The organism is Pseudonocardia sp. P-1 (assembly GCF_058111925.1).
In genome coordinates this window covers 1227585-1247951 of sequence record NZ_CM176614.1, presented here as the reverse complement: position 1 = coordinate 1247951, position 20367 = coordinate 1227585, and the positions used below count along the sequence as shown (strand labels likewise).

General features: G+C 73.9%; 20 protein-coding genes and 2 pseudogenes. 12 read left to right on the top strand and 10 right to left on the bottom strand.

Annotated elements, in window-relative coordinates; genetic code table 11:
• The first annotated feature begins 2 nt into the window (after positions 1 to 2).
• The 8 genes from AC0GKK_RS05905 to AC0GKK_RS05870 all read left to right on the top strand — a co-directional run bounded on the left by AC0GKK_RS05905 (position 3) and on the right by AC0GKK_RS05870 (position 6755).
• Positions 3 to 1112 (top strand): glycoside hydrolase family 5 protein, encoded by a 1110-nt coding sequence (locus tag AC0GKK_RS05905; protein ID WP_489883335.1) that lies wholly within the window; start codon positions 3 to 5, stop codon positions 1110 to 1112.
• A gap of 1 nt (position 1113) precedes the next feature.
• Complete coding sequence (locus AC0GKK_RS05900; protein ID WP_100880178.1) at positions 1114 to 1926, top strand: mycofactocin-coupled SDR family oxidoreductase; 813 nt, start codon at positions 1114 to 1116, stop codon at positions 1924 to 1926.
• Positions 1927 to 1944: 18 nt separating this feature from the next.
• Positions 1945 to 2856 (top strand): alpha/beta fold hydrolase, encoded by a 912-nt coding sequence (locus tag AC0GKK_RS05895; protein WP_346104368.1) that lies wholly within the window; start codon positions 1945 to 1947, stop codon positions 2854 to 2856.
• Positions 2853 to 3773 carry an alpha/beta fold hydrolase gene (locus AC0GKK_RS05890; protein ID WP_489883334.1) on the top strand — a complete coding sequence of 307 codons (921 nt, stop codon included), beginning with the start codon at positions 2853 to 2855 and terminating at the stop codon, positions 3771 to 3773. Before AC0GKK_RS05895 ends, AC0GKK_RS05890 begins: the two co-directional genes overlap by 4 nt.
• A complete protein-coding gene (locus AC0GKK_RS05885) occupies positions 3773 to 4657 on the top strand; it encodes an alpha/beta fold hydrolase (protein ID WP_100880180.1) in 885 nt (294 codons plus the stop codon). Before AC0GKK_RS05890 ends, AC0GKK_RS05885 begins: the two co-directional genes overlap by 1 nt.
• A 20-nt stretch (positions 4658 to 4677) precedes the next feature.
• The gene (locus tag AC0GKK_RS05880; protein WP_100880181.1) at positions 4678 to 5490 is read left to right on the top strand and encodes a mycofactocin-coupled SDR family oxidoreductase; all 813 of its coding nucleotides are present in this window, start codon (positions 4678 to 4680) and stop codon (positions 5488 to 5490) included.
• Positions 5491 to 5631: 141 nt separating this feature from the next.
• The gene (locus tag AC0GKK_RS05875) at positions 5632 to 5940 is read left to right on the top strand and encodes a hypothetical protein (protein WP_405418128.1); all 309 of its coding nucleotides are present in this window, start codon (positions 5632 to 5634) and stop codon (positions 5938 to 5940) included.
• Positions 5941 to 6125: 185 nt separating this feature from the next.
• Entirely contained in the window at positions 6126 to 6755 is a 630-nt protein-coding gene (locus AC0GKK_RS05870; RefSeq protein ID WP_489883333.1) for an SDR family oxidoreductase, read from the top strand.
• A 334-nt stretch (positions 6756 to 7089) separates the two neighbouring features.
• Here AC0GKK_RS05870 and AC0GKK_RS05865 read toward each other — a convergent pair whose 3' ends face one another.
• A complete protein-coding gene (locus AC0GKK_RS05865; protein WP_251784525.1) occupies positions 7090 to 7326 on the bottom strand; it encodes a hypothetical protein in 237 nt (78 codons plus the stop codon).
• Positions 7327 to 7396: 70 nt separating this feature from the next.
• Positions 7397 to 7879: a CBS domain-containing protein gene (locus AC0GKK_RS05860; protein ID WP_489883332.1), complete on the bottom strand. Its 483-nt coding sequence runs from the start codon at positions 7877 to 7879 to the stop codon at positions 7397 to 7399.
• 149 nt (positions 7880 to 8028) lie between these two features.
• On the opposite strand from AC0GKK_RS05860, the gene AC0GKK_RS05855 reads away from it, so the two are divergent.
• The 3 genes and pseudogenes from AC0GKK_RS05855 to AC0GKK_RS05845 all read left to right on the top strand — a co-directional run.
• A complete protein-coding gene (locus tag AC0GKK_RS05855) occupies positions 8029 to 9045 on the top strand; it encodes an LLM class flavin-dependent oxidoreductase (RefSeq protein ID WP_489883331.1) in 1017 nt (338 codons plus the stop codon).
• The gene (locus tag AC0GKK_RS05850; protein WP_489883330.1) at positions 9042 to 9980 is read left to right on the top strand and encodes an NAD(P)/FAD-dependent oxidoreductase; all 939 of its coding nucleotides are present in this window, start codon (positions 9042 to 9044) and stop codon (positions 9978 to 9980) included. Before AC0GKK_RS05855 ends, AC0GKK_RS05850 begins: the two co-directional genes overlap by 4 nt.
• A gap of 96 nt (positions 9981 to 10076) precedes the next feature.
• A pseudogene (locus tag AC0GKK_RS05845) lies at positions 10077 to 10826 on the top strand (ATP-binding cassette domain-containing protein); the annotation flags it as partial.
• Positions 10827 to 11137: 311 nt separating this feature from the next.
• On the opposite strand, the pseudogene AC0GKK_RS05840 reads toward AC0GKK_RS05845, so the two are convergent.
• From AC0GKK_RS05840 to AC0GKK_RS05820, 5 genes and pseudogenes are all read right to left on the bottom strand, one after another.
• A pseudogene (locus AC0GKK_RS05840) lies at positions 11138 to 11218 on the bottom strand (hypothetical protein); the annotation flags it as partial.
• A 50-nt stretch (positions 11219 to 11268) separates the two neighbouring features.
• Positions 11269 to 12318, bottom strand: a complete 1050-nt coding sequence (locus AC0GKK_RS05835; RefSeq protein WP_489883329.1) for a fatty acid desaturase family protein — start codon at positions 12316 to 12318, stop codon at positions 11269 to 11271.
• A gap of 322 nt (positions 12319 to 12640) precedes the next feature.
• Positions 12641 to 13639, bottom strand: a complete 999-nt coding sequence (gene cydB / locus AC0GKK_RS05830) for a cytochrome d ubiquinol oxidase subunit II (protein ID WP_489883328.1) — start codon at positions 13637 to 13639, stop codon at positions 12641 to 12643.
• Between the two features lie 13 nt (positions 13640 to 13652).
• Positions 13653 to 15053 carry a cytochrome ubiquinol oxidase subunit I gene (locus AC0GKK_RS05825; protein WP_489883327.1) on the bottom strand — a complete coding sequence of 467 codons (1401 nt, stop codon included), beginning with the start codon at positions 15051 to 15053 and terminating at the stop codon, positions 13653 to 13655.
• A 148-nt stretch (positions 15054 to 15201) separates the two neighbouring features.
• Complete coding sequence (locus tag AC0GKK_RS05820; protein ID WP_489883326.1) at positions 15202 to 16206, bottom strand: Acg family FMN-binding oxidoreductase; 1005 nt, start codon at positions 16204 to 16206, stop codon at positions 15202 to 15204.
• 161 nt (positions 16207 to 16367) lie between these two features.
• On the opposite strand from AC0GKK_RS05820, the gene AC0GKK_RS05815 reads away from it, so the two are divergent.
• A complete protein-coding gene (locus AC0GKK_RS05815; RefSeq protein ID WP_489883325.1) occupies positions 16368 to 18065 on the top strand; it encodes a sensor histidine kinase in 1698 nt (565 codons plus the stop codon).
• 5 nt (positions 18066 to 18070) lie between these two features.
• Here AC0GKK_RS05815 and AC0GKK_RS05810 read toward each other — a convergent pair whose 3' ends face one another.
• The 3 genes from AC0GKK_RS05810 to AC0GKK_RS05800 form a co-directional block, all read right to left on the bottom strand.
• Positions 18071 to 18721 (bottom strand): response regulator, encoded by a 651-nt coding sequence (locus AC0GKK_RS05810; RefSeq protein ID WP_062401952.1) that lies wholly within the window; start codon positions 18719 to 18721, stop codon positions 18071 to 18073.
• Between the two features lie 106 nt (positions 18722 to 18827).
• The gene (locus AC0GKK_RS05805; RefSeq protein ID WP_489883324.1) at positions 18828 to 19811 is read right to left on the bottom strand and encodes an Acg family FMN-binding oxidoreductase; all 984 of its coding nucleotides are present in this window, start codon (positions 19809 to 19811) and stop codon (positions 18828 to 18830) included.
• Positions 19808 to 20224 (bottom strand): hypothetical protein, encoded by a 417-nt coding sequence (locus AC0GKK_RS05800; protein ID WP_062401967.1) that lies wholly within the window; start codon positions 20222 to 20224, stop codon positions 19808 to 19810. Before AC0GKK_RS05800 ends, AC0GKK_RS05805 begins: the two co-directional genes overlap by 4 nt.
• Between the last annotated feature and the right edge of the window lie 143 nt (positions 20225 to 20367).

The following is a 20367-nucleotide window of genomic DNA, read 5'->3' as shown; positions in this document are numbered from 1 at the left end:
AGATGGCGACGTTCGCGGTCCGCGACGGGCGGCTGGTCGACCCGGACGGGAAACCGTTCCTGTCCCTGGCCCTGAACCACGTGGACGAGACCAACCTCAAGTTCCCCTACAACCGCGACATCTGGCGGGAGCGCTACGGCTCCCGCGAACGTTGGATCGCCGACGGGGCCGTCGCCGACCTTCGGAACTGGTCGTTCAACACGCTGGGCTGGACGCAGGAGTACGTCGCGGGCGGCTGGGGCGAGGCGCTGGACTGGTTCGGCGACCCGATCGACCTCAAGCACTCCATCCCGTGGTCGGCCACCGAGCTGCGCGGGGCGGGCATCCCCTACGTCGCGCAGGTGCCGGTGCAGGAGATCGAGGACTGGAACGGCTACCCCGCGTTCCGGCCCATGGACCCTGCTCACGGAGGCGACGACTACGCGGTCTGGTGCGACTACCTCGCGCGCAGCATCGCCGCCGAGCACGCCGACTCGCCCGACCTGCTCGGCTACTTCCTCGTCGACATCCCGGCCTGGCTGCCGCACGCCTCCGGCGCCGACTTCGCCGAGCTGCGCGGCCTCGACCCGGCCCAACGGGAGAAGCAGCTCTACGACGTCGCGAGCCGCTACTACGAGACGATCGTGACCGCGATCCGCCGCTACGACCCCGACCACCTGATCCTCGGCGACCGGTTCAACGGCAACAAGGGCATCCCGGAGCCGGTGCTGCGGGCGATGGAGCCCTTCGTCGACGTGCTGTCGGTGCAGTACTTCACCGAGCCGACCGAGGAGTCCCGCACGCAGCTGCGCGCGGACCTCGCGCGCTGGCGCGAACAGTGCGGGGGCAAGCCGGTGATCGTCGCCGACGCCGGCAACTGGACGCCGACCGAGCTCAACCCGCACCGCGAGGGCCTGCCCGACCACGCCGCCCGCGGGGTCGACTACGGCGCCGCCCTGGACGCCGTGCTCGACGAGCCGTGGTTCGCCGGCTGGCACTGGTGCGGCTACGTGGAGAACACCGGCGGTCGCGGCTGGGGGCTCAAGGACCCGTGGGACGAGCCCTACCGCGACCTGACCGACGCCATCACCGAACACAACCGCCGCGCGCTCGCGCAGCACGGGAAGGACTGACATGGGGCAGCTCGACGGCAAGGTCGCCGTGATCACCGGCGGCGGGCGCGGGCAGGGCCGGTCCCACGCCATCCGGCTGGCCCAGGAGGGCGCCGACATCGTCGTCTGCGACATCACGCAGCAGGTGGCCACCGTCCCGTTCCCGACGGGGCGGCCCGGTGACCTGGACGAGACCGTCGCCGCGGTGGAGAAGCTCGACCGGCGCTGTGTCGCGATCGAGGCCGACGTCCGGAAGACCGCGGACATGGAGCGCCTCGCCGACACGGCGATGAGCGAGTTCGGGCGCATCGACATCCACCTGGCCAACGCCGGGATCCTCAGCCTGTCGGAGAACACCTGGGAGCTCACCGACGAGGCCTGGGACGACATGATCGACATCAACCTGACGGGCGTGTTCAAGTCCTGCCGCGCCGTCGTCCCGCACATCCGCGCGGGCGGCAACGGCGGCACGATCCTCATCACGTCGTCGATCGCGGGCCTGCGCGCGGTCGCCGGCTGCACCCACTACACGGCGGCCAAGCACGGCATCGTCGGCCTGATGCGGACGCTGGCGCGCGAGCTGGCGCCGGAGTCGATCCGGGTCAACACGATCCACCCGACGGGTGTCGGCTCGCCGATGTCGAACAACGACTACTTCCCGCAGTGGCTCACCGAGCACGAGGAACTCGGCAACGCCATGCGCTTCAACCTCATGCCGGTGGACGCGCTGCCCGAGCGCGACGTGTCCGACGTCGTCGCCTTCCTCTGCTCCGACGCGGGCAAGTGGATCACGGGGACGACCGTGCCGATCGACGCCGGCTTCATGCTCAAGTAGGACGGAACGGAGGTTCCCATGGGCACCTACGACATGACCGACCACGCCGGACAGCGGCTCACCCACGGCCGCCCCGAGGTCAACGGCGTGAACATCCACTACGCGATGGGTGGCTCCGGCGACCCGGTGATCCTGCTGCACGGCGTGCCGAAGACGATGTTCTTCTGGCGCAAGGTGATCCCGCTGCTCACCCCGCACCACACCGTCGTCGCGGTGGACTGCCGCGGCTACGGCGACTCCGAGCGGCCGCAGACCGGGTACGACACGCAGACGATGGCGCAGGACATCGTCGCGCTCGCCGACCACCTGGGCTTCGAGCGCTTCCGGATCGTCGGGGAGGACTGGGGCGCCGCCATCGCCTACGCGGTGGCCGCGTTCCACCGCGACCGCGTGGAGCAACTCGTGTTCCAGGAGATGCTCCTGCCGGGGCTCGGGTACGGCAGCGACGACGTCGCGGGTCGTACCAGGACCTTGAAGAAGGAGGACACCCGCACGATGTGGCACCTGGACTTCTTCAACGTGCCGCACTACCCCGAGATGCTCATGCCCGGCCGGGAGCGCGAGTTCTGGTCGTTCTTCATGAAGCGCGAGATGTACGACCCCAGCGCAGCCACCGACGAGGACGTCGACGAGCAGGTCCGCTGGTTGGAGTCGCCGGGCGGCACACACACGATCCTCGAGGTGTACCGGGCCAACGACCTCGACGGCGAGCAGAACGCACCCCAGTTCGAACACAAGCTGACCATCCCGGTGCTGGCCGTCGGCGGCGAGGCGTTCTTCGGCGACGAGGTCCGCCACCAGATGGAGCCGGTCGCGCAGGACGTCCGCAGCGTCGTGATCGAGCGGTGTGGGCACAACCCGTCCCTGGAGCGGCCCGACGAGCTGGCGCGGATCTATCTGGAGTTCTTCGGGGAAACGGTGGCGGCATGAACGACCTCGCGGAGATGACCGGGACCGCTCTGCTGGAGACCGGCGTCCGGATGCACTACTACGAGGCCGGGACCGGCGAGGACACGCTGGTGCTGCTGCACGGCTGGCCGGAGACCTCGTGGCAGTGGCGTCACGTCCTGCCGATGTTCGCCGCCGAGGGCTACCACGTCGTGGCGCCCGACTACCGCGGCGCGGGCAACACGTCGCGCCCGCGTCTGGACCTGGGCCGCACCGTGGACCCACGGGTCGAGGACCTGCCTCCCGGTGGCTACACCAAGCGGGAGATGGCGGAGGACATCCACCAGCTCCTGCACGATCATCTCGGGCTGACCGGGCCCGCCTTCGTGCTCGGGCACGACCTGGGCGGCCAACTCGCCACCGCGTACGCCCTCCGCTACCCCGGCGACACCCGCGCCATGGGCTACGGGGAGGCGCCGCTGCCCGGCACCGAGGTGCACGACCGGATGAAGAACGACCCCACCCTGTTCCACTTCGCGTTCCACACGATCCTGGACCTGCCCGAGGCACTCACCGCTGGCCGCGAGCGCTGGTATCTGCAGCACTTCTACGACAAGCTCGGCTTCCGCCCCACCGCGGTGGACACCGACCACTTCGCCGCCGCGTACGCCGAGCCGGGCGCGATGCGCGCCGGGTTCGACCTCTACCGCGCCTTCGAGCAGGACGCCGTCGACACGCGGGCGGCACTGGCGGCGAACGGGAAGCTGACGATGCCCGTGCTCGGGCTGCACGGCCAGGTCAGCCTGTTCGACTCCGTCACCGAGGAGATGGGCCGCGAGGTCGCCGAGAACGTCATCGTCGAGTCGGTGCCGCAGGCCGGGCACTGGATCGCCGAGGAGAACCCGGCCGCGCTGGTGGAGATCGTGACCCGGTTCGACCGCACCACCAGGGAGCACTGATGTTGGACGTCACCGACCACGCCGGCACCCCCGTCACGCACGGCCGCAAGACCGTCAACGGGGTGCGGCTGCACTACGTCACCGCCGGGTCGGGGCCCGCGCTCGTGCTGCTGCACGGCGTGCCGAAGACCTGGTACTACTGGCACCGCGTCATCCCGCTGCTCACCGAGCACTTCACCGTGATCGCCCCCGACGTGCGCGGGTTCGGCGACTCCGAGCGGCCCGAGGGCGGCTACGACATGGGCACGATCGCCGAGGATGTCGGCGCGCTGCTCACCGAGCTGGGCCACGAGACGTTCGCCGTGGCGGGCGAGGACTGGGGCGCCGCGTTCGCCTACGCAGTCGCCGCCACGTTCCCCGAGCGCGTCACCAAGCTGTCCTACGGCGAGATGCTGCTGCCCGGCTTCGGGCTGGAGGACTGGTCGGCGCTCACCGCGGACAACGTGCGGTCCAGCCACTTCCTGTGGCACGTCGGCTTCTTCCACGTCCCGGACTTCCCGGAAATGCTGATCAGCGGTCGGGAGGAGATCTTCTGGTCGACGTGGATGAAGAACGAGACCTACAACCCCGCCGCGATCACTCCGGACTGCGTGGCCGAGTGGACGCGTTGCTCATCCGCGCCGGGCGGGCTGCGGGCGATCTTCGAGGTCTACCGCGCCACGTTCACCAACATCGCGCTCGACGAGGAGTGGGGCCGGACCAAGCTGCCCATGCCGGTGCTCGCGGTGGCCAGTGAACTGTTCATCGGCGAGGAGACCCGCCGGCAGATGGAGCGCGTGAGCGACGACGTGCGCTACGTCGAGATCGCCGAGTGCGGACACAGCATGGCGCTGGAGCAGCCGGCGGAGCTGGCCGGTGTCCTGCGTGAGTTCTTCGCTGCGTGAGAGAGACGGAAGGAACTGACATGGGCCGCATGGACGGCAAGGTCGCGGTGATCACCGGCGGCGGGCGCGGGCAGGGCCGCTCGCACGCGGTCACGCTCGCGAGCGAGGGCGCCGACGTCGTCATCCTCGACGCGCCGGGCGACATCGCCACCATCGACTACGCGATGAGCACCGCCGACGACATGGCCGAGACCGTGGCGTTGGTGGAGAAGCACGACCGGCGCTGCCTGGCGATCGAGGCCGACATCCGCGACACCGCGGCGGTCCAGCGTGCCGCCGACGTCACGATGACCGAGTTCGGACGCGTCGACGCGCTGGTGTCCAACGCCGGCGTCATGGGCGCCGCGGACAGCACGTGGCAGCTCAGCGACGAGCAGTGGCAGGACATGCTCGACATCAACGTCACGGGTGGCTGGAAGGTCTGCCGGGCGTTCATCCCGCACATGATCTCCGGGAAGCGTGGCGGGGCGATCACGCTCACCGGCTCCACCGGCGGCCTGCGCTCGGTGGCCGGCTGCACCCACTACAACGTGGCCAAGCACGGGCTGATCGCGCTGATGCGCACGCTGGCGTGGGAGCTGGCGCCGGAGATGATCCGGGTCAATGTCGTGCACCCCACCGGCGTGAACACCGAGATGTCCAACAACCAGTGGTTCGTCGACTGGATGGGCACCCACGAACGGCTCACCGGCCCGATGCGCGGCAACCTCATGCCCGTGGATGTCGTGCAGCCCGAGGACGTGTCGAAGATGATCGCGTTCCTGGTCAGCGACGACGCCCGCTACGTCACCGGTACAGAGGTGCGGGTGGACGCCGGCTTCATGCTGAAGTAGGCCCTGCTCGGACGGCGCGGTGCTCCGGCAGGCCGGCGTTGCCGTCGTCGAGTTGATGCAGGCCGTGCGGCGTGTCGGCCGGACAGGGGTGCGGCCACCGCTTGGCTTGCCGAGCGCGCAGCATCCATGACCGTTGTTGCAGTGCGTCGCCGGCAGGAGCCGGACCCAGGCAGCCGCAGCGCCGACGTCGGGAACTGGACCCCGACCGAGCTCGACCCGCACCGCGAGGGCCTGCCCGACCACGCCGCCCGCGGCGCGGACTACGGCGCCGCGATGGAGGTCCTGCTCGACGAGCCCTGGTTCGCCGGGTGGCACTGGTGCGGCTACGTCGAGAACACCGGTGGGCGCGGCTGGGGGCTCAAGGACCCGTGGGACGAGCCCTACCGGCCGTTGACCGACGCGATCACCGAACACAACCGCCGCGCCGCGGCGTACCGGAAGGGGAACTGAGATGGGACAGCTGGACGGCAAGGTCGCGGTGATCACCGGCGGCGGGCGCGGGCAGGGACGGGCGCACGCGCTCCGCCTCGCCCGCGAGGGCGCCGACATCGTCACCTGCGACATCACCGAGCAGGTGGCCACGGTCCCGTTCGCCACCGGGCGCCCCGGCGACCCTCGAGGAGACCGTCGCGCAGGTGGAGGAGCTGGGTCGTCGCTGCATCGCGCTCGAGGGCGACGTGCGCCGCACCGCGGACATGGCCCGGCTGGCCGACACGGCGATGAGCGAGTTCGGCCGCATCGACATCCTGCTGGCCAACGCCGGGATCCTGAGCCTGTCGGACAACACCTGGGAGCTCACCGACGAGGCCTGGGACGACATGATCGACATCAACCTCACCGGCGTGTTCAAGGCCTGCCGGGCGGTGGTCCCGCACATCCGGGCGGGCGGCGACGGCGGCTCGATCGTGATCACGTCGTCGATCGCGGGACTGCGCGGCGTGGCCGGCTGCACGCACTACACGGCGGCCAAGCACGGCATCGTCGGCCTGATGCGCACGCTGGCCACGGAGCTCGCGCCGGAGTCGATCCGGGTGAACACCATCCACCCCACCGGCGTCGCGTCGCCGATGTCGAACAACGACTTCTTCCCGCAGTGGCTGACCGAGCACGAGGAGCTGGGCAACGCCATGCGGTTCAATCTGATGCCGGTGGACGCCCTGGCCGAGACCGACGTGTCCGAGGTGATCGCGTTCCTCTGCTCCGACGCGGGGAGGTGGATCACCGGGACGACCGTCCCCGTGGACGCGGGCTTCCTGCTCAAGTAGGCCGCACCGGTGGTGCTCGGCCACCGCACCGCGCGTCCTGCCGTGGCGTCCCGAGGCCGATCGGGTCGTCGGTGATGGCCTGGTCGACGCAGGCGTCGCCGCCGTGGAGGGCGATGCCGTGCTGGGCCGCCTCGACCGTCAGCGTGGATGGCGCCCCGGCCGGGGCGGTGATCCACGGGGTGGGCGGGCCCGGCGGCTCGGGCCCCCCGGGAGCCACCCGACTCCGCGCCGGGCGGTTCCCGGGGGCACCACCGGCAGCGCTCCGGGTCGAGAGCCCCCGGGAGCAACCGGCGGGGGCGCGTCGTCTCCCGGCACCCGGGGCCGCGGGGACGGGTCAGTAGACCCGCAGCTCCCAGCGGGTGGAGTCGGTGGTGGGGTTGCCGTTCCCGATGCAGGTGAAGGTGGTCGGGGCGCCCGGGGCCGCGTTGACGATCTTCGCGCCCTGCTGCTGGCAGACCGTCTTGTTGTTGTAGTAGCCGACCGTCTCCGCGAACGCGGGTGCGGCCACGGCGAGCGATGCGCCCATGGCGATCGCCGCTCCACCGATGAGGATGCCCAGTCGCTTCGTCATCTGCTCTCCTGCCTCGTCGCGGCGTCACCTCCGGGGTGCGCCGCCGGTCGTCGTTGCGGACGGACCGAAGCTAGATCGGTGGTCCCGGGACCCCTCCCGGGACGGGACCGGTCCGGCGCGCGACGACGCCGACGACGTCGGAGGCGGTGACGATGCCGTCGATCCGGTCGCCGTCCGCGACGAGGACGGCGTCCCGTCCGTCGGTCGCCATCGCCGCGGCGGCCGCCGACAGGGGCGCCGAGGACGGCAGTACGGCGACCGGGCCGTGGACCTCGGCGACGGTGAGGACGGCCTGGCCCAGCGGACCCCACTGGGCGGCGACGCCCCGGAGCAGGTCGGACTCGGTCACGAGGCCGATGCAGCGCGGACCTGCGAACACGGGGAGGTGGTGGACGTCGTGGGCCAGCATCAGGTCCAGCGCGGTCCGGACCGGGGTCTGCGGGGTGACCGCGACCAGGCGCGAGGCCACGACCGCGTGCAGCGGCGGGTCGTCGTCGACGGTCTCGGGCGGGGCGTCGAGCCGGAATCGTGTGCGGTCGTCCTGCTGGCCCATCGTGATCCCTCCGTCGGCCGACACGCGCAGCCTGCCCCGCCACCGCCCCGGGGGGACGGGCCGGAGGTCCCGCTGCGCCCCTCGGTCCGGCCCCCGCCCCGGGCCACCGACCACCGTCAGTCGATAACGACATCCGCTACTGTTAAGGCGTGTCCCCTCCGTCGTTCGGCGTCATGCTGTTCACCCACCGCTTCCCCGGGCAGAGCGCGACCGAGGTGTTCGCGCTGGCCGCGGACGTCGCGCAGGCGGCCGAGGCACACGGGTTCGCGTCGGTGTGGACCACCGAGCACCACTTCCTGACCGGTTACGGCGTCAACCCCTCCGCGACGACGCTGGCCGCGTTCCTGCTCGGCCGCACCCGGCGGGTGCGGGTCGGCACGGCGGTGACGATCCTGCCGACGCACCCGCCGGTGCACGTCGCGGAGCAGGCGGCGCTGCTCGACCAGCTCTCCGGCGGCCGGTTCGACCTCGGCGTCGGCCGGGCCGGGCCGGTGGTGGACCACGAGGTCCTCGGCACCGGCATCGAGCGGTGGCGCACCGGGCTGCCCGAGGCGCTCGGCCTGGTCCTCGACTCCTTCACCGGGCGGGTGTCCGCCGACTCCGAGCACTACCGGTTCCGCGAGGTCGCACCCGGCCCGGAGCCGTACACGCGTCCGCACCCGCCGGTGCACGTGGCCGCGACCTCGGTCACCGGGGTGGAGCTGGCCGCCCGGCACGGCCTGCCGATGCTGTTCTTCTTCTCCCAGACCGCCGGCGAGCAGGCACGGCTGGTCGCCGACTACGAGCAGCTCACCGCGGCGCGGCCGGTGCACGGCACCGCGGCCCTGGCCCATGTCACCGACTCGGTCGCCGAGGCCGAACGGGTCGTCCACGAGCGGCTGGCGCCGGTGTTCGCCTCCGGCTACGCCGAGTACGTGATGGTCGAGGAGTACCGCGGCCCGCGGCCCACCCCCGACGAGCTGGCCGCGGGCATCCTCGCCCGCCAGCCGATCGGGCCGCCCGAGCTCTGTGCCCGCCGGCTCGTCGACCTGGTCCGGGGGAGCGGGGCCGGCCGGGTGCTGCTGCACGTCGAGTCCTCCGGCGAGCGCGACGCGGTGCTCGCCAACGTCGAACGCCTCGCGACCGAGGTCCTGCCCGCCGTCCGCACGGAACTGGAGAACGCGTGAACGACACCTACGACGTGGTGGTCGTCGGCGGTGGGCCCGCGGGCCTGTCGGCGACCCTCGTGCTCGGCCGCCAGCGGCGTCGCGTCCTGCTCGTCGACGCCGGCGAGCCGCGCAACGCCCCGGCCGCCGAGATGCACATGTACCTCGGCCGCGACGGCGGGGACCCGGCGCAGCTGCTCGCCGACGGCCGCGCGGAGGTCGACGCCTACCCGACGGTGACCCGCCGGGCGGGCCGGGTCACCGGCGTGCGCGGCGCCCTCGACGACTTCGTCCTCGACCTCGACGACGGCACCGTCGTGCGGGCGCGCCGGCTGCTGCTGGCCGGCGGCCAGGTCGACGAGCCGCTCGACGTGCCCGGGCTGGCGCAGCGGTGGGGCGGCTCGGTGTTCCACTGCCCGTTCTGCCACGGCTACGAGACCACCGGCATGGCGCTCGTGGTGATCGGCAACGGCCTGGCCGGGATGCTCGCCGCCTACGTGCGGGACCGGTTCAGCGACGACGTCGTCCTCGCCACCCACGGCCCCGCCGAGCTGCCCGGCTGGGTCGCGGCGAACCTGGAGGCGGGCGGCGTGCGGGTCGTGGAGTCCCCGATCACGGCGATCGACGGCGACCTGGGCGCACTCGAGCTGCGCTTCGCCGACGGCACCACCCTCGCCCGCGACGGCATCTACCACCGCGCCCCGACCCGCCCCGGCACCGCGCTGGCCGGGAGCCTCGGCGCGACCGTGCTCGACGACGGCACGATCGCCGTCGACGAGTGCGGCCGGACCTCGGTCCCGGGGGTCTCCGCCGCCGGCGACGCGGCCCGTCAGCCCGGGCTGCCCGACGGCGTGACACTGGTGAGCGTGGGCGCCGGGAGCGGCGTCGCCGCGGCGGTGTGGCTGGAGCAGGAGCTGTTCCGGACCGGTCTGCCGGTCGCCCCCGGCCAGGGGTGAGCCCGGCGGGCGCCCCGGACGCGGTCCGGGGCGCCCGGGTCAGTACCGCAGCTCGTCCACCGAGGGGGTGGCGGCCAGCCGGGGCAGGACCCGGCGCTGCACCCGCTGCGCGACGCCCGGGCCCAGCTGCCCGTCCCCGACCCCGATGCGGCGCTCCGTGCGGTCGGCCTCGACCCGGCGGCCGTCGGGGGGCTGCGGCCCGACCGGCTCTCCGGGGGCCAGGCCCGCCGGGTCGCGCTCGCCAGGGCGCTGGCAGGCGACCCCGCCCTGCTCGTGCTCGACGAGCCCACCGCGGGCCTCGATCCCGCCTCGACCGCCGTCGTCGTCGAGCTGCTCCGGGCCCGCGGCGGCGTCACCCTCGTCGTCACCCACGACCCGGCCGTCGCCGCGGTCGCCGACCGGGTCGTGCGGGTGGGCGCCCCCGCGCCGCCGCCGTCCCCGGCCGGTCCGCCGCCGTCCGGGGCAGGAGCACGGCCGTCGCCCACCGCGGTACCGGTCCTCGACGCGCGGCACGTCACCACGGCCGTCCCCGGGGCCGCCGCGGACGTGGTCGTTCCCGTGCGGCCCGGCGGGCTGACCGTGGTCACCGGGCCATCCGGCTGCGGCAAGACCACCCTGCTCCGGGCACTGGCCGGGGTGCGGCCGGTCACCGGGGGCACCCTCGCACTGGCCGGTGCCGCCACGCCGTGGCCGGTGGGTGACCGCACCCCGGGCGTCGTCGCGCTGGTCGGGCAGCACCCCGTCCACGAGCTCAACCCGGCCCGCACCGCGGGGGCCGCCGTCGCCCGCCCGCTGCGCCGGCTCCACGGCCTGTCCGCCGCCGGCGCCCGCGCCGAGGCGGTCCGGCTGCTGGGCGCGGTCGGCCTGCCGCCCGACGTGGCGGGACGGCGCCCGGCGGCGCTGTCCTGCTCGACCCGGACGACCCCGAGCTGCTGGCGGCCGCCCGGCCCGCCGCCGCGGCCGCCCGGCCCGCCGCCGGGCTGGCCGGCCCGGGCCGGGCCCACGAGCCGTTCCCCGCGTTCGTGCGGAGCCGGGTCGGGCCGCTCGCGCGGCGTCTCACCGGCACCGACGCGACGGTCCTGCTGCCCGTCGCCGGGCCGGACGACGTCACCCGCGATCTTCGCCGAGCAGAACCTCCGGTCGATCGCGTCGTGGTCCTCCCAGGGATGCGGGCAGACCGGGCACGGCTCGTCCGGGGTGGTGTGGTCGGAGGCGGTCGAGGCGGTCGGGTCGTCCATGCTGATGGTTCTCCTTCGGGGTTGTCGCCCCGAGCGGACCCGGGGACGGGTCAGTCGGCCGGTGGCCCGGTGGGGCGCCGCAGCGGGGCGCCGACCTCGTGCAGGTGACGGAGGACCTCGGCGTAGGAACGCAGGGGACCGGTCCGGGTGTAGGGCAGGCCGTGGGTGGTGCAGAACTCCTGCACGATCGGCTGAGCGCGGCGCAGGTGCGGGCGTGGCATCCGGGGGAACAGGTGGTGCTCGATCTGGTAGTTCAGGCCACCCAGCGCGACGTCGAGCACCCGACCGCCGAGGACGTTGCGCGAGGTCAGCACCTGCTTGTGCAGGTGGTCCAGTCGACGGCCCGCCGGGATGACCGGCATCCCCTTGTGGTTCGGAGCGAACGCCAGGCCCATGTACACGCCCCAGAGCCCCTGGTGCACGACGACGAACGCGACGGCCTGCACCGGCGCGAGGACCCAGAACACCGCCCCCAGGTACCCGACGGCGTGCGCGACGAGCAACGCCGCCTCCAGCCGCGGGCGGGGGACCTCTCGACGCAGGATCGCCCGGACGGCGGTGAGGTGCAGGCTCCACCCCTCCAGGAACAGCAGCGGGAGGAACAGGTACGCCTGGTGGCCGACCATCCATCGGACGGGGCCCCGCGTGGCGGCGGCCTGCTCGGGGCTGAAGGCGAGCACCGGGATGTCGATGTCCGGGTCGTCGTCGGCGTGGTTGGGATGGGCGTGGTGTGCGGTGTGCTGGGTGACCCAGGCCCCGTAGCTCAGCCCGACCAGCCCGCCGTGCAGGTAGCCGACGACGTCGTTGGCACGCCGGCCGGCGAAGATCTGACGGTGGCCCGCGTCGTGGCCGATGAAGGCCAGCTGCGTGGTCACGACCGCGAAGAACACCGCGAGCAGCAGCTGCCACCAGGACGGGCCGAGCCACACGAACAGCGTGAGGCCGCCGGCGAGCAGGACCGCGTTCGCCGCGAACAGGAGCAGGTAGGCGCGACGGGCCTCCTGCAGCAGACCCGCCCCGGACACCAGGGCGGCCAGCTCGCCGAACCCGCCCGCCGTCGTCGGGCGGGGGGACGTGCCGGTGGGTGGGGACGTCGTCATGCGAGCTCTCCGGTCGACCCTCGGGACACGGGACGGGCGGTCCTCACGACCGCACGGCTCACGCGTCGGAACGAGCCGCCGGGACAGCGACCACGCGACCCTGGCCGGTGCGGGAACGGCCGGAACCGCACCACGGGACGGCACGGTCACGCCTCCGTAATGTGACACACGGGTCGCCGAGCCGCACGCCCACGCCCGGTCGGCGCCCGGACAGCAGCTCGTCGTCCACGGGCGCGGGCCGGGGTCGGAGACGGCAGACCGGCTGGAGCTGATGGGGATCGCCGCCGCGTCCCGCGCCCGACACCGTCGCCCGCCCGGGGCCTCAGTGCGCCGCGTCCACCACGTCCTCGCGGGTCAGCCGCCGCCGGAACACCCAGAACGTCCAGGCCTGGTAGGCGAGCACGGCCGGCGTGACGACCGCAGCCACCCAGGTCATGATCGTCAGCGTGTAGGGCGTCGACGCCGCGTTCACCACGGTCAGCGAGTAGGCCGGGTCGGTCGTCGACGGCAGCACGTCCGGGTACAGCGACCCGAACAGCGTCACCGCGACGGCGACGATCGCGACCGTGGTCGCGGTGAACGACCAGCCCGACCGGCCCCGGACGGCGGCGAGGGTCCCGCCGCCCAGCCCGAGGGCCGCGACCAGGACCGGGGCGACGACCCACACCGGGGCGCCGTCGAGCAGCGTCCAGACCAGGAACGCCGCACCCGCCGGGATCGCGCACAGCCCCGCCGTCACCGCGACGGTGGTGGAGCGCTCGCGCACCGGGCCGTCGGTCTTCAGCGCGAGGAAGGCCGCCCCGTGCAGGGCGAAGACCAGCACCGTGGTGACGCCGCCGAGCAGCGCGTAGGGGTGGAGCAGGGTGAGCAGCGTGCCGGTGAACTCGTGGTCGGCGTCGAGCGGGACACCGTGCACGATGTTCGCCAGCGCCACCCCGAGCAGCAGCGCCGCGGCGAGCGACGAGCCGGTCAGCACGCGGTCCAGCACCGGGGCCCAGCGCGGCTCCTTGCCCCGGTACTCCAGCGCGATCCCGCGCAGGATCAGCGCGACGAGCAGCAGCAGGAACGCCAGGTAGAAGCCGGAGAACAGGCTCGCGTACCACTCCGGGAACGCGGCGAAGGTCGCGCCGCCCGCGACGATCAGCCACACCTCGTTGCCGTCCCACACCGGGCCGATCGTGCCGAGCGCGACGCGACGGTCGGTCTCGTCGCCGGTGACGACGGGCAGCAGCATCCCCACCCCGAAGTCGAAGCCCTCCAGGCAGAGGTATCCGGTCCACAGGACCGCGATCAGGACGAACCAGACGTCGACGAGTGCCATGTCGGTCGCCTCCTCAGTAGGTCGCCACGGGGGCGGGGGTGCCGGACGGTTCCGGGACGGTCACGGCCGTGGGGGGAGGCGGACCCGCCTGGACGGCCCGGACGAGCAGGACGACCTCGACGACGGCCAGCGCGCCGTAGAGCAGCGTGAACACGACCAGCGAGGTGAGCACCGACGCCCAGCCGACGCTCGGCGAGACGCCGTCGGCCGTCCGGAGCACGCCGTAGACGACCCAGGGCTGGCGGCCCGCCTCGGTGAAGATCCAGCCCGCGGTGTTCGCCAGCAGCGGTGCGGCCAGCCCCAGACCGGCGGCCGGGCCGAACCAGCGCGGCAGCCGCCGCGTCGCCCGCGAACGCCGGGTCAGCCAGAGCCCCGTGACGGCGAGCAGCCCCGCCGGCACCCCGAAACCGATCATGAGCCGGAACATCCAGTAGCTGAGCGGGATGTCCGGTGTGTACAGACCCGGCCCGAACGCGGCGACGGCCTTCTCCTGCAGCTGGTGGATGCCCTCCACCTCGCCGTCCCAGGTGCCGGTGGCCAGGAACGACAGCAGCCGCGGCACCCGCAGGCTCCACAGCTCGCGGGTGCCGTCGAGGGAGCCGATGGTGAACACCGAGAACGACGCCGGCGCGACGGTGTCGTAGAGCGCCTCCGCCGCGGCCATCTTCATCGGCTGCTGCTCGGTCATCAGCCGGGCCTGCAGGTCCCCGGTGAGGACGACGCCGAGGCTCCCGGCCAGCGTCGTCCACAGCCCGACCCGGATCGAGGGACGGAAGACCTCGGGGTGGCGGTCCCGGACCAGGTTCCACGCGCTGATCGTGACCAGGAACATCCCGGCCGTCACCAGGCAGGCGGTCAGGGTGTGGGAGAACGCCCCGACCGCGGTGGAGTTGGTCAGCAGCGCACCGAAGTCGGTCAGCTCCGCCCGGCCCGACGCGGGGTTCACCGTCGACCCGACCGGGTGCTGCATCCAGGAGTTGGCGGCGAGGATGAAGTAGGCGCTCAGCACCGTGCCGGTCGCGGCCAGCCAGATGCAGGCCAGGTGCACGCCTTTCGACAGCCGGTCCCAGCCGAAGATCCACAGGCCGAGGAAGGTCGACTCCAGGAAGAAGGCGAGCAGCCCCTCGATCGCCAGCGGGGCACCGAAGACGTCGCCGACGAAGCGGCTGTAGTCGCTCCAGTTCATCCCGAACTGGAACTCCTGCACGATGCCGGTGACGACGCCCATCGCGAAGTTGATCAGGAAGAGCTTTCCCCAGAACTTCGTGGCGCGCAGCCAGCGGTCGTCGGCGGTGACGAACCATGTGGTCTGCAGGCCCGCGACGAGCAGGGAGAGGCCGATCGTCAGCGGGACGAACAGGAAGTGGTAGACGGTGGTGATCGCGAACTGCCACCGCGCGAGGTCGAGGTTCATCACGCCCTCCGGAGCCGGCGGGTCCCGTGTGGACCCGTCACCCGATCGTCGTCCGCGCCGGGTGGACGGGGCTCCGGTCGAAGGTCGGCCCGCGGCCCACCGGAGGGCCCGCCGGCCCGGGACGAAGGTCCCGGGCCGGTGCTCCGGGTCAGCCCGGGTCGATCAGGTCGGCGGCCGGGCGCCGCGGAGTCGCCGGGACGGGGACCCCGTGGCCCAGGCGCAGGACGACCTGCGGGGGCCGGTCCCGGGCGAGCGAGCGGCGCACCCGTTCCCGCACGTCGGGGACCTCCACCAGCTGGGACACCGGCGAGGCCGACAGGCCCTCGGCGGTCGCGGTCAGCAGTACCCGCGCCAGGGCCTCGCCGGCGCGCAGGTCGTCGCGGGGGCCGTCGAGGTGCGAGGTCAGCACCGCGATCAGCGGCGCCGACTCGAACGCGGCCGGCGCGGGCCGCGGGTGGGCGGGGCCGCCGAAGTCCCGGGTCACCCACGGGTGGTTCGGGGCCGGCAGCGGTCCGCCCGCGGAGGCCGGGACACCGTCGTCGTGGCCGCCGTGCCGCCCGGTCCAGGCCGCCATCTCCGCGACGAACGCGGGGTCGGCGGACTGCCGGGCGTGCGCCTCGCGGGCGAGGCGGCCCAGTACGGCGAGGTCGTCCGGGTCGGTCACCAACTGCAGCCAGGCGCCCTCCTCGTAGGCGGCGCGGGTGAGCGCGGTGCGGGCCGGGGCCGGCACCGGGACGTCGGAGAACGGTCGCCGGTTCGTGTGCCGGCGCGGCACCGCCTCCAGCAGCCGTCGCTGCTCGGGGGTGGGCGGCATCGTCGCGCCGCGACGGACCACCGCCAGCAGCTCCGGGTCCGACGGGTCGGGGAGGCGGGTGACGAGCGGGCGGATCCCGGCCCCGGTCAGCGCGAGACGCAGCGAGTACAGCGCCGCCCCGCAGCCGATCCGCAGCTCGCGGTCGGTCGGGTCGGCGACCGGCAGCCGTCGCGCGGGGTCGGCCCGCAGCTCGACGTGGTCGGCGCCGGTCCGGAACCGCCACGGCTGGGCGTTGTGCAGCGACGGCGCCCGGCCCGCCGTGGCCAGCACCCGGGCGGTCGTCGCGGCGTCGAGACCGAGGATCGGGGTGACCGGCGCGTCCGCACCGACGGTGTCCATGATGTGCGTCCTTCCCGGGACCGGGCGTTCACCGGTGCCTGCGGGGGCGATGGTCGGCGCTGCCGGTTCCGGTCGGACAGGTGCGAAGGTCCCGGTCCTCGACGGCCGTATCGTCGGGGTGGGGCGGCCCGGGACGCGGCCTCCCCGGGGAGGCGGTGCCAGTGACGACCGACGACGCCGGTGACGGGACCGGGGAGATCTCCGGGATCCTGGCCGGGCTGCGCCTGGACCACCTCATCGCCGAGGTGCAGGAGCGTCTCGCCGAGATCGCCTCCACCCGGCGCCGGACGCAGCGGCTGCTCGACGCGGTGCTCGGGGTCGCGGCAGGCCTCGAGCTGGACACCACGCTGCAGCGGATCGTGCAGTCCGCGGTCGACCTGGTCGACGCCCGCTACGGTGCGCTGGGGGTGCTCGCCCCGGACGGCAGCATCGCCCGCTTCATCGACGTCGGCCTGGACGAGGCGACCCGTATCGCGCTGGGGCGCCCGCCCGAGGGCCGTGGCCTGCTCGGCCAGCTGATCGCCGACCCCCGGCCGTTGCGCCTGCACGACCTGTCGGCGCACCCGTCCTCGGTCGGCTTCCCACCGCACCACCCGCCGATGCGCAGCTTCATCGGCGTCCCCGTGCTGGTTCGTGACGCCGTCTACGGCAATCTCTACCTCACCGAGAAGCGCACCGGCACCGAGTTCACCGCCGACGACGAGCTGATCCTCATGGCGCTCGCCGCCGCCGCCGGGATCGCCGTGCAGAACGCCGACCTGTTCGAGAAGGGCCTGCTCCGGCAGCAGTGGCTGGAGGCGCTGGCCGAGATCCGCGGGGAGGTACTGGCCGGAGCCGACGAGGCCGCGACACTCGGCCTCGTCGCCCGCCGCAGCCTGGAGCTGTCGCGCGCCGACGGGACGTCGATCGCGCTGGGCCCGGACCACGACGGCGGGTTCCGCGAGGGTGCGACCGCGGGCCGCCCGCCGCTCGTCAGCGGTCCCCAGGACGCGCTGCTGCGCCGGGCCGTCGAGCTCGGCCAGCCGGTCCTGGCCGACATCACCGAGGTCGCGGTCAGCGTCGACGGTGCCCGCGGGCCCGTCGTGGCGGTGCCGATGAGGGTCGTGGGAACGGTGCGCGGGGTCCTGGTCGCCCGCCGCGCCGCCGGGGACCCGCCGTTCCGTCCGTCGGAGGTGCCGCTGCTGGTGTCCTTCGCCGACCAGGCGGCGCTGGCCCTGGAGCTGGGGGAGAAGCAGCGGACCCAGCGCGAGCTCGCAGTGCTCGCCGACCGCGACCGCATCGCCCGCGACCTGCACGACCACGTCATCCAACGGCTGTTCGCGGTCGGCCTCACGCTGCAGAGCACGTTGCGCCGTGTCGGCGACGACCCCGCGGGCGCGGGCGTGCGCGAACAGGTGGGGCAGGCCGTCGACGAGCTGGACCGCACGGTCCGCGAGATCCGCACCTCGATCTTCGACCTGCACACCGCCGACCAGGGGGAGGGCGGTCTGCGCCGGCAGCTGCTCGACACCGTCGCGCACGGGACGGCCGCGTCCGGGATCGACGCGACCGTCGACATCGCGGGGCCGATCGACACCGTCGTGCCGGCGCACGTCGCCGTGCACCTGCTGGCCGTGGTGCGTGAGGCCGTGTCGAACGCGGTCCGCCACTCCGGTGCGAGCACGCTGCACGTGAGCGTCGAGGCCGGGCGTGAGCTGACCGCGGAGGTCGTCGACGACGGCTGCGGCATCGGCCCGACCGACCGGCGCAGCGGGCTGCGCAACATCGCCGACCGCGCGGCCGAACTCGGTGGCACCTCGGTCGCCGAGCGTGTCGCGACCGGTGGCACCCGGCTGCGGTGGCGGGTCCCGCTGGACTGAGCGGGTCAGTGCCCGTGGCGGCGCTCGACCGCGTACACGGCGGCCTCGGTGCGCCGGGAGAACCCGAGCTTGTGCAGGATCGAGGACACGTAGTTCTTCACGGTCTTCTCGGCCAGGTGCAGGGTGGCGCCGATCTGACGGTTGGTGAGCCCGTCGGCGACGAGCCCGAGGATCCGCTGTTCCTGTGGGCTGAGGGTGTCGTAGCGGGGGTCGGCGTCGGCGTCGGAGCCGCCGGTGCGCAGCCGCTGCAGCACCGCGGCGGTCGCCCGCGGGTCGAGCAGTGAGCCGCCGTCCGCGACCGTGCGCACAGCACCCACGAGGTCGACGCCCGCGACCTGCTTGAGCAGGTACCCGGCGGCCCCGGCCATGATCGCTCCGAACAGCGCCTCGTCGTCGGAGTACGAGGTCAGCATCAGACAGGCCGGTGGCGGGACGACCGCGGAGCGCAGGTCGCGGCACACCGAGACGCCGTCGCCGTCGGGCAGCCGGACGTCGAGCAGCGCGACGTCCGGGCGCAGGGCGGGGACGCGGGCGAGGGCCTGCGCCGCGGTTCCGGCCTCGCCGACGATCTCGATGTCGTCCTCCATACCGAGCAGCTGCGCCAGCCCCCGGCGCACGATCTCGTGGTCGTCGAGCAGGAACACCGAGATCGTCACCGTCGTCCTCCGAGGTCCGGGTCGTCGGAGCGAGGCTAACGTGTGTTCCGGGCACACTGGCCGGGCCGAAGGTCCCGCCGGCCGGGTGGCCCCGGTCACGGGGACGTCAGTGCAGCAGGACGTCGGCGGGGCTCCGGCGCGGTGTCTCCGGCAGCTCCGCGTCGTCCTGGGCGCGGCCGACGCGCAGCAGCAGCTGCGGGTGGTCGGTGGTGCGCAGGACCTGCCGGGCCAGTTCCGACCGGGTCCGCGAGGTCTCCAGCACCCGCGAGAGCGGGCAGGTCGCGAGACCGAGCGCGGTGGCGGCGAGCAGCACGGTCCCGGCGGCCTCCCCGGCGACGAGCCGGGCCGGGTCGTCGTCCGTGTGGGTGGTCAGCACCATGATCGTGGCCTCGTCGCGGGCGGCGGCCCGGGTCGGCAGCGAGCCGCCCGGGAAGCGCACGCCCAGGTCGGGGCCCGGCCGCCACGGGGCGCCGCGGGGGAGCGACCCGGCAGCCACCCCGTCGTGGGAACCCGGGTAGCGGTGGGTCCAGACCAGCAGCTCGGCGGCCTGGCCGGGGCGGGCGCGGATCTCCCGCGCGGCCGTGTCCTCCAGCGCGGCGAGATGCTCGCGGGCGACCGCGTCGGTCACGGTGTGCAGGGTGGTGCCGTAGCGCGCCGCGTGCTCGCCGAGGACCGCGCGCGCGTGCCGCGAGTCCACGCCCTCGCGGAAGGGCCGCCGGTCGGTGCGACGGCGCGGGATGGCCCGGGCCAGCGCCGCGACCGTGCGGTCGGCGGGCTCCGGGGGCGTCCCGGTGAGCCGGACCGTCGCCAGGTGGTTCCGGTCCCCGGTCGGGAACCGGACGACCTCGTGGCCCGCCCCGAGCGCGGCGAGCGCGACGTGCAGGAAGCCCAGTGCTGACCCGCAGCTGACCAGCTGGTCGCGCCGGTCGGGGTCGGTGTGGGGCAGCCGTCGGTCGGGGTCGGCGTGCAGCTCCAGCCGGTCGGTCGTGACCCGCCAGCGCCACGGCTGGGTGTTGTGCACCGAGGGCGCGCGCACCGCCGCCGCGAGCGCCCGCCGCAGCACGTCCGGCCCGGACGGCGACGCCGTCACCGCGACACCGCCGCGGCGGCGAGCCCGGCCGCCCACTCCCGCCCGCCGTGTGTCCCGGCGGTGTGCAGCCGCACCGGGAGCTCCAGGTCCGGCGCCGGCACCGGGTGGGGGTGACCGTCCCCGGCGGGCGCGGCGTCGACCATCCACAGCGGACGGACCCGCAGCACGGTCGCGTGCCGGTGCAGGAACCGACTCGCGGCGAGGCGGGCCCACGGCCTGCCCCACGCCCCGACGAGCACGACCCCGGCGACCCCGGCGAGCGTGTGGGCGTCGCCCGCCCGGACGAGGAGTGGCCGCAGTCCCTGCCCCGCCAGCTCGGTACCGATCGCGGCCGCGGTGTCCAGCGACCGCCGGTCGGCGCCGGCCAGCGCGACCATCACCGTGAACCGCCCGCGCACCCCGGCCTCGACCATGGTGACCTCCTCCGTCGTCCCTGATCCGATGTTCCGCCGGGCGCCGGGTGCGGGGCAGGGCCTGGCGGCACAGCCGGCCCGGCCGAAGGTCCCGTACTACGACTTCGGTCGGGCGCCGTCGCCGTTCGATCGATGTGCCGAGC

Coding starts and splice junctions, on each gene's coding strand:
- AC0GKK_RS05905 (WP_489883335.1), top strand. CDS start 3: ATGGCGACGTTCGCGGTCCGCGACGGGCGGCTGGTCGACCCGGACGGG.
- AC0GKK_RS05900 (WP_100880178.1), top strand. CDS start 1,114: ATGGGGCAGCTCGACGGCAAGGTCGCCGTGATCACCGGCGGCGGGCGC.
- AC0GKK_RS05895 (WP_346104368.1), top strand. CDS start 1,945: ATGGGCACCTACGACATGACCGACCACGCCGGACAGCGGCTCACCCAC.
- AC0GKK_RS05890 (WP_489883334.1), top strand. CDS start 2,853: ATGAACGACCTCGCGGAGATGACCGGGACCGCTCTGCTGGAGACCGGC.
- AC0GKK_RS05885 (WP_100880180.1), top strand. CDS start 3,773: ATGTTGGACGTCACCGACCACGCCGGCACCCCCGTCACGCACGGCCGC.
- AC0GKK_RS05880 (WP_100880181.1), top strand. CDS start 4,678: ATGGGCCGCATGGACGGCAAGGTCGCGGTGATCACCGGCGGCGGGCGC.
- AC0GKK_RS05865 (WP_251784525.1), bottom strand. CDS start 7,326: ATGACGAAGCGACTGGGCATCCTCATCGGTGGAGCGGCGATCGCCATG.
- AC0GKK_RS05860 (WP_489883332.1), bottom strand. CDS start 7,879: ATGGGCCAGCAGGACGACCGCACACGATTCCGGCTCGACGCCCCGCCC.
- AC0GKK_RS05835 (WP_489883329.1), bottom strand. CDS start 12,318: ATGACGACGTCCCCACCCACCGGCACGTCCCCCCGCCCGACGACGGCG.
- cydB (WP_489883328.1), bottom strand. CDS start 13,639: ATGGCACTCGTCGACGTCTGGTTCGTCCTGATCGCGGTCCTGTGGACC.
- AC0GKK_RS05825 (WP_489883327.1), bottom strand. CDS start 15,053: ATGAACCTCGACCTCGCGCGGTGGCAGTTCGCGATCACCACCGTCTAC.
- AC0GKK_RS05820 (WP_489883326.1), bottom strand. CDS start 16,206: ATGGACACCGTCGGTGCGGACGCGCCGGTCACCCCGATCCTCGGTCTC.
- AC0GKK_RS05800 (WP_062401967.1), bottom strand. CDS start 20,224: ATGGTCGAGGCCGGGGTGCGCGGGCGGTTCACGGTGATGGTCGCGCTG.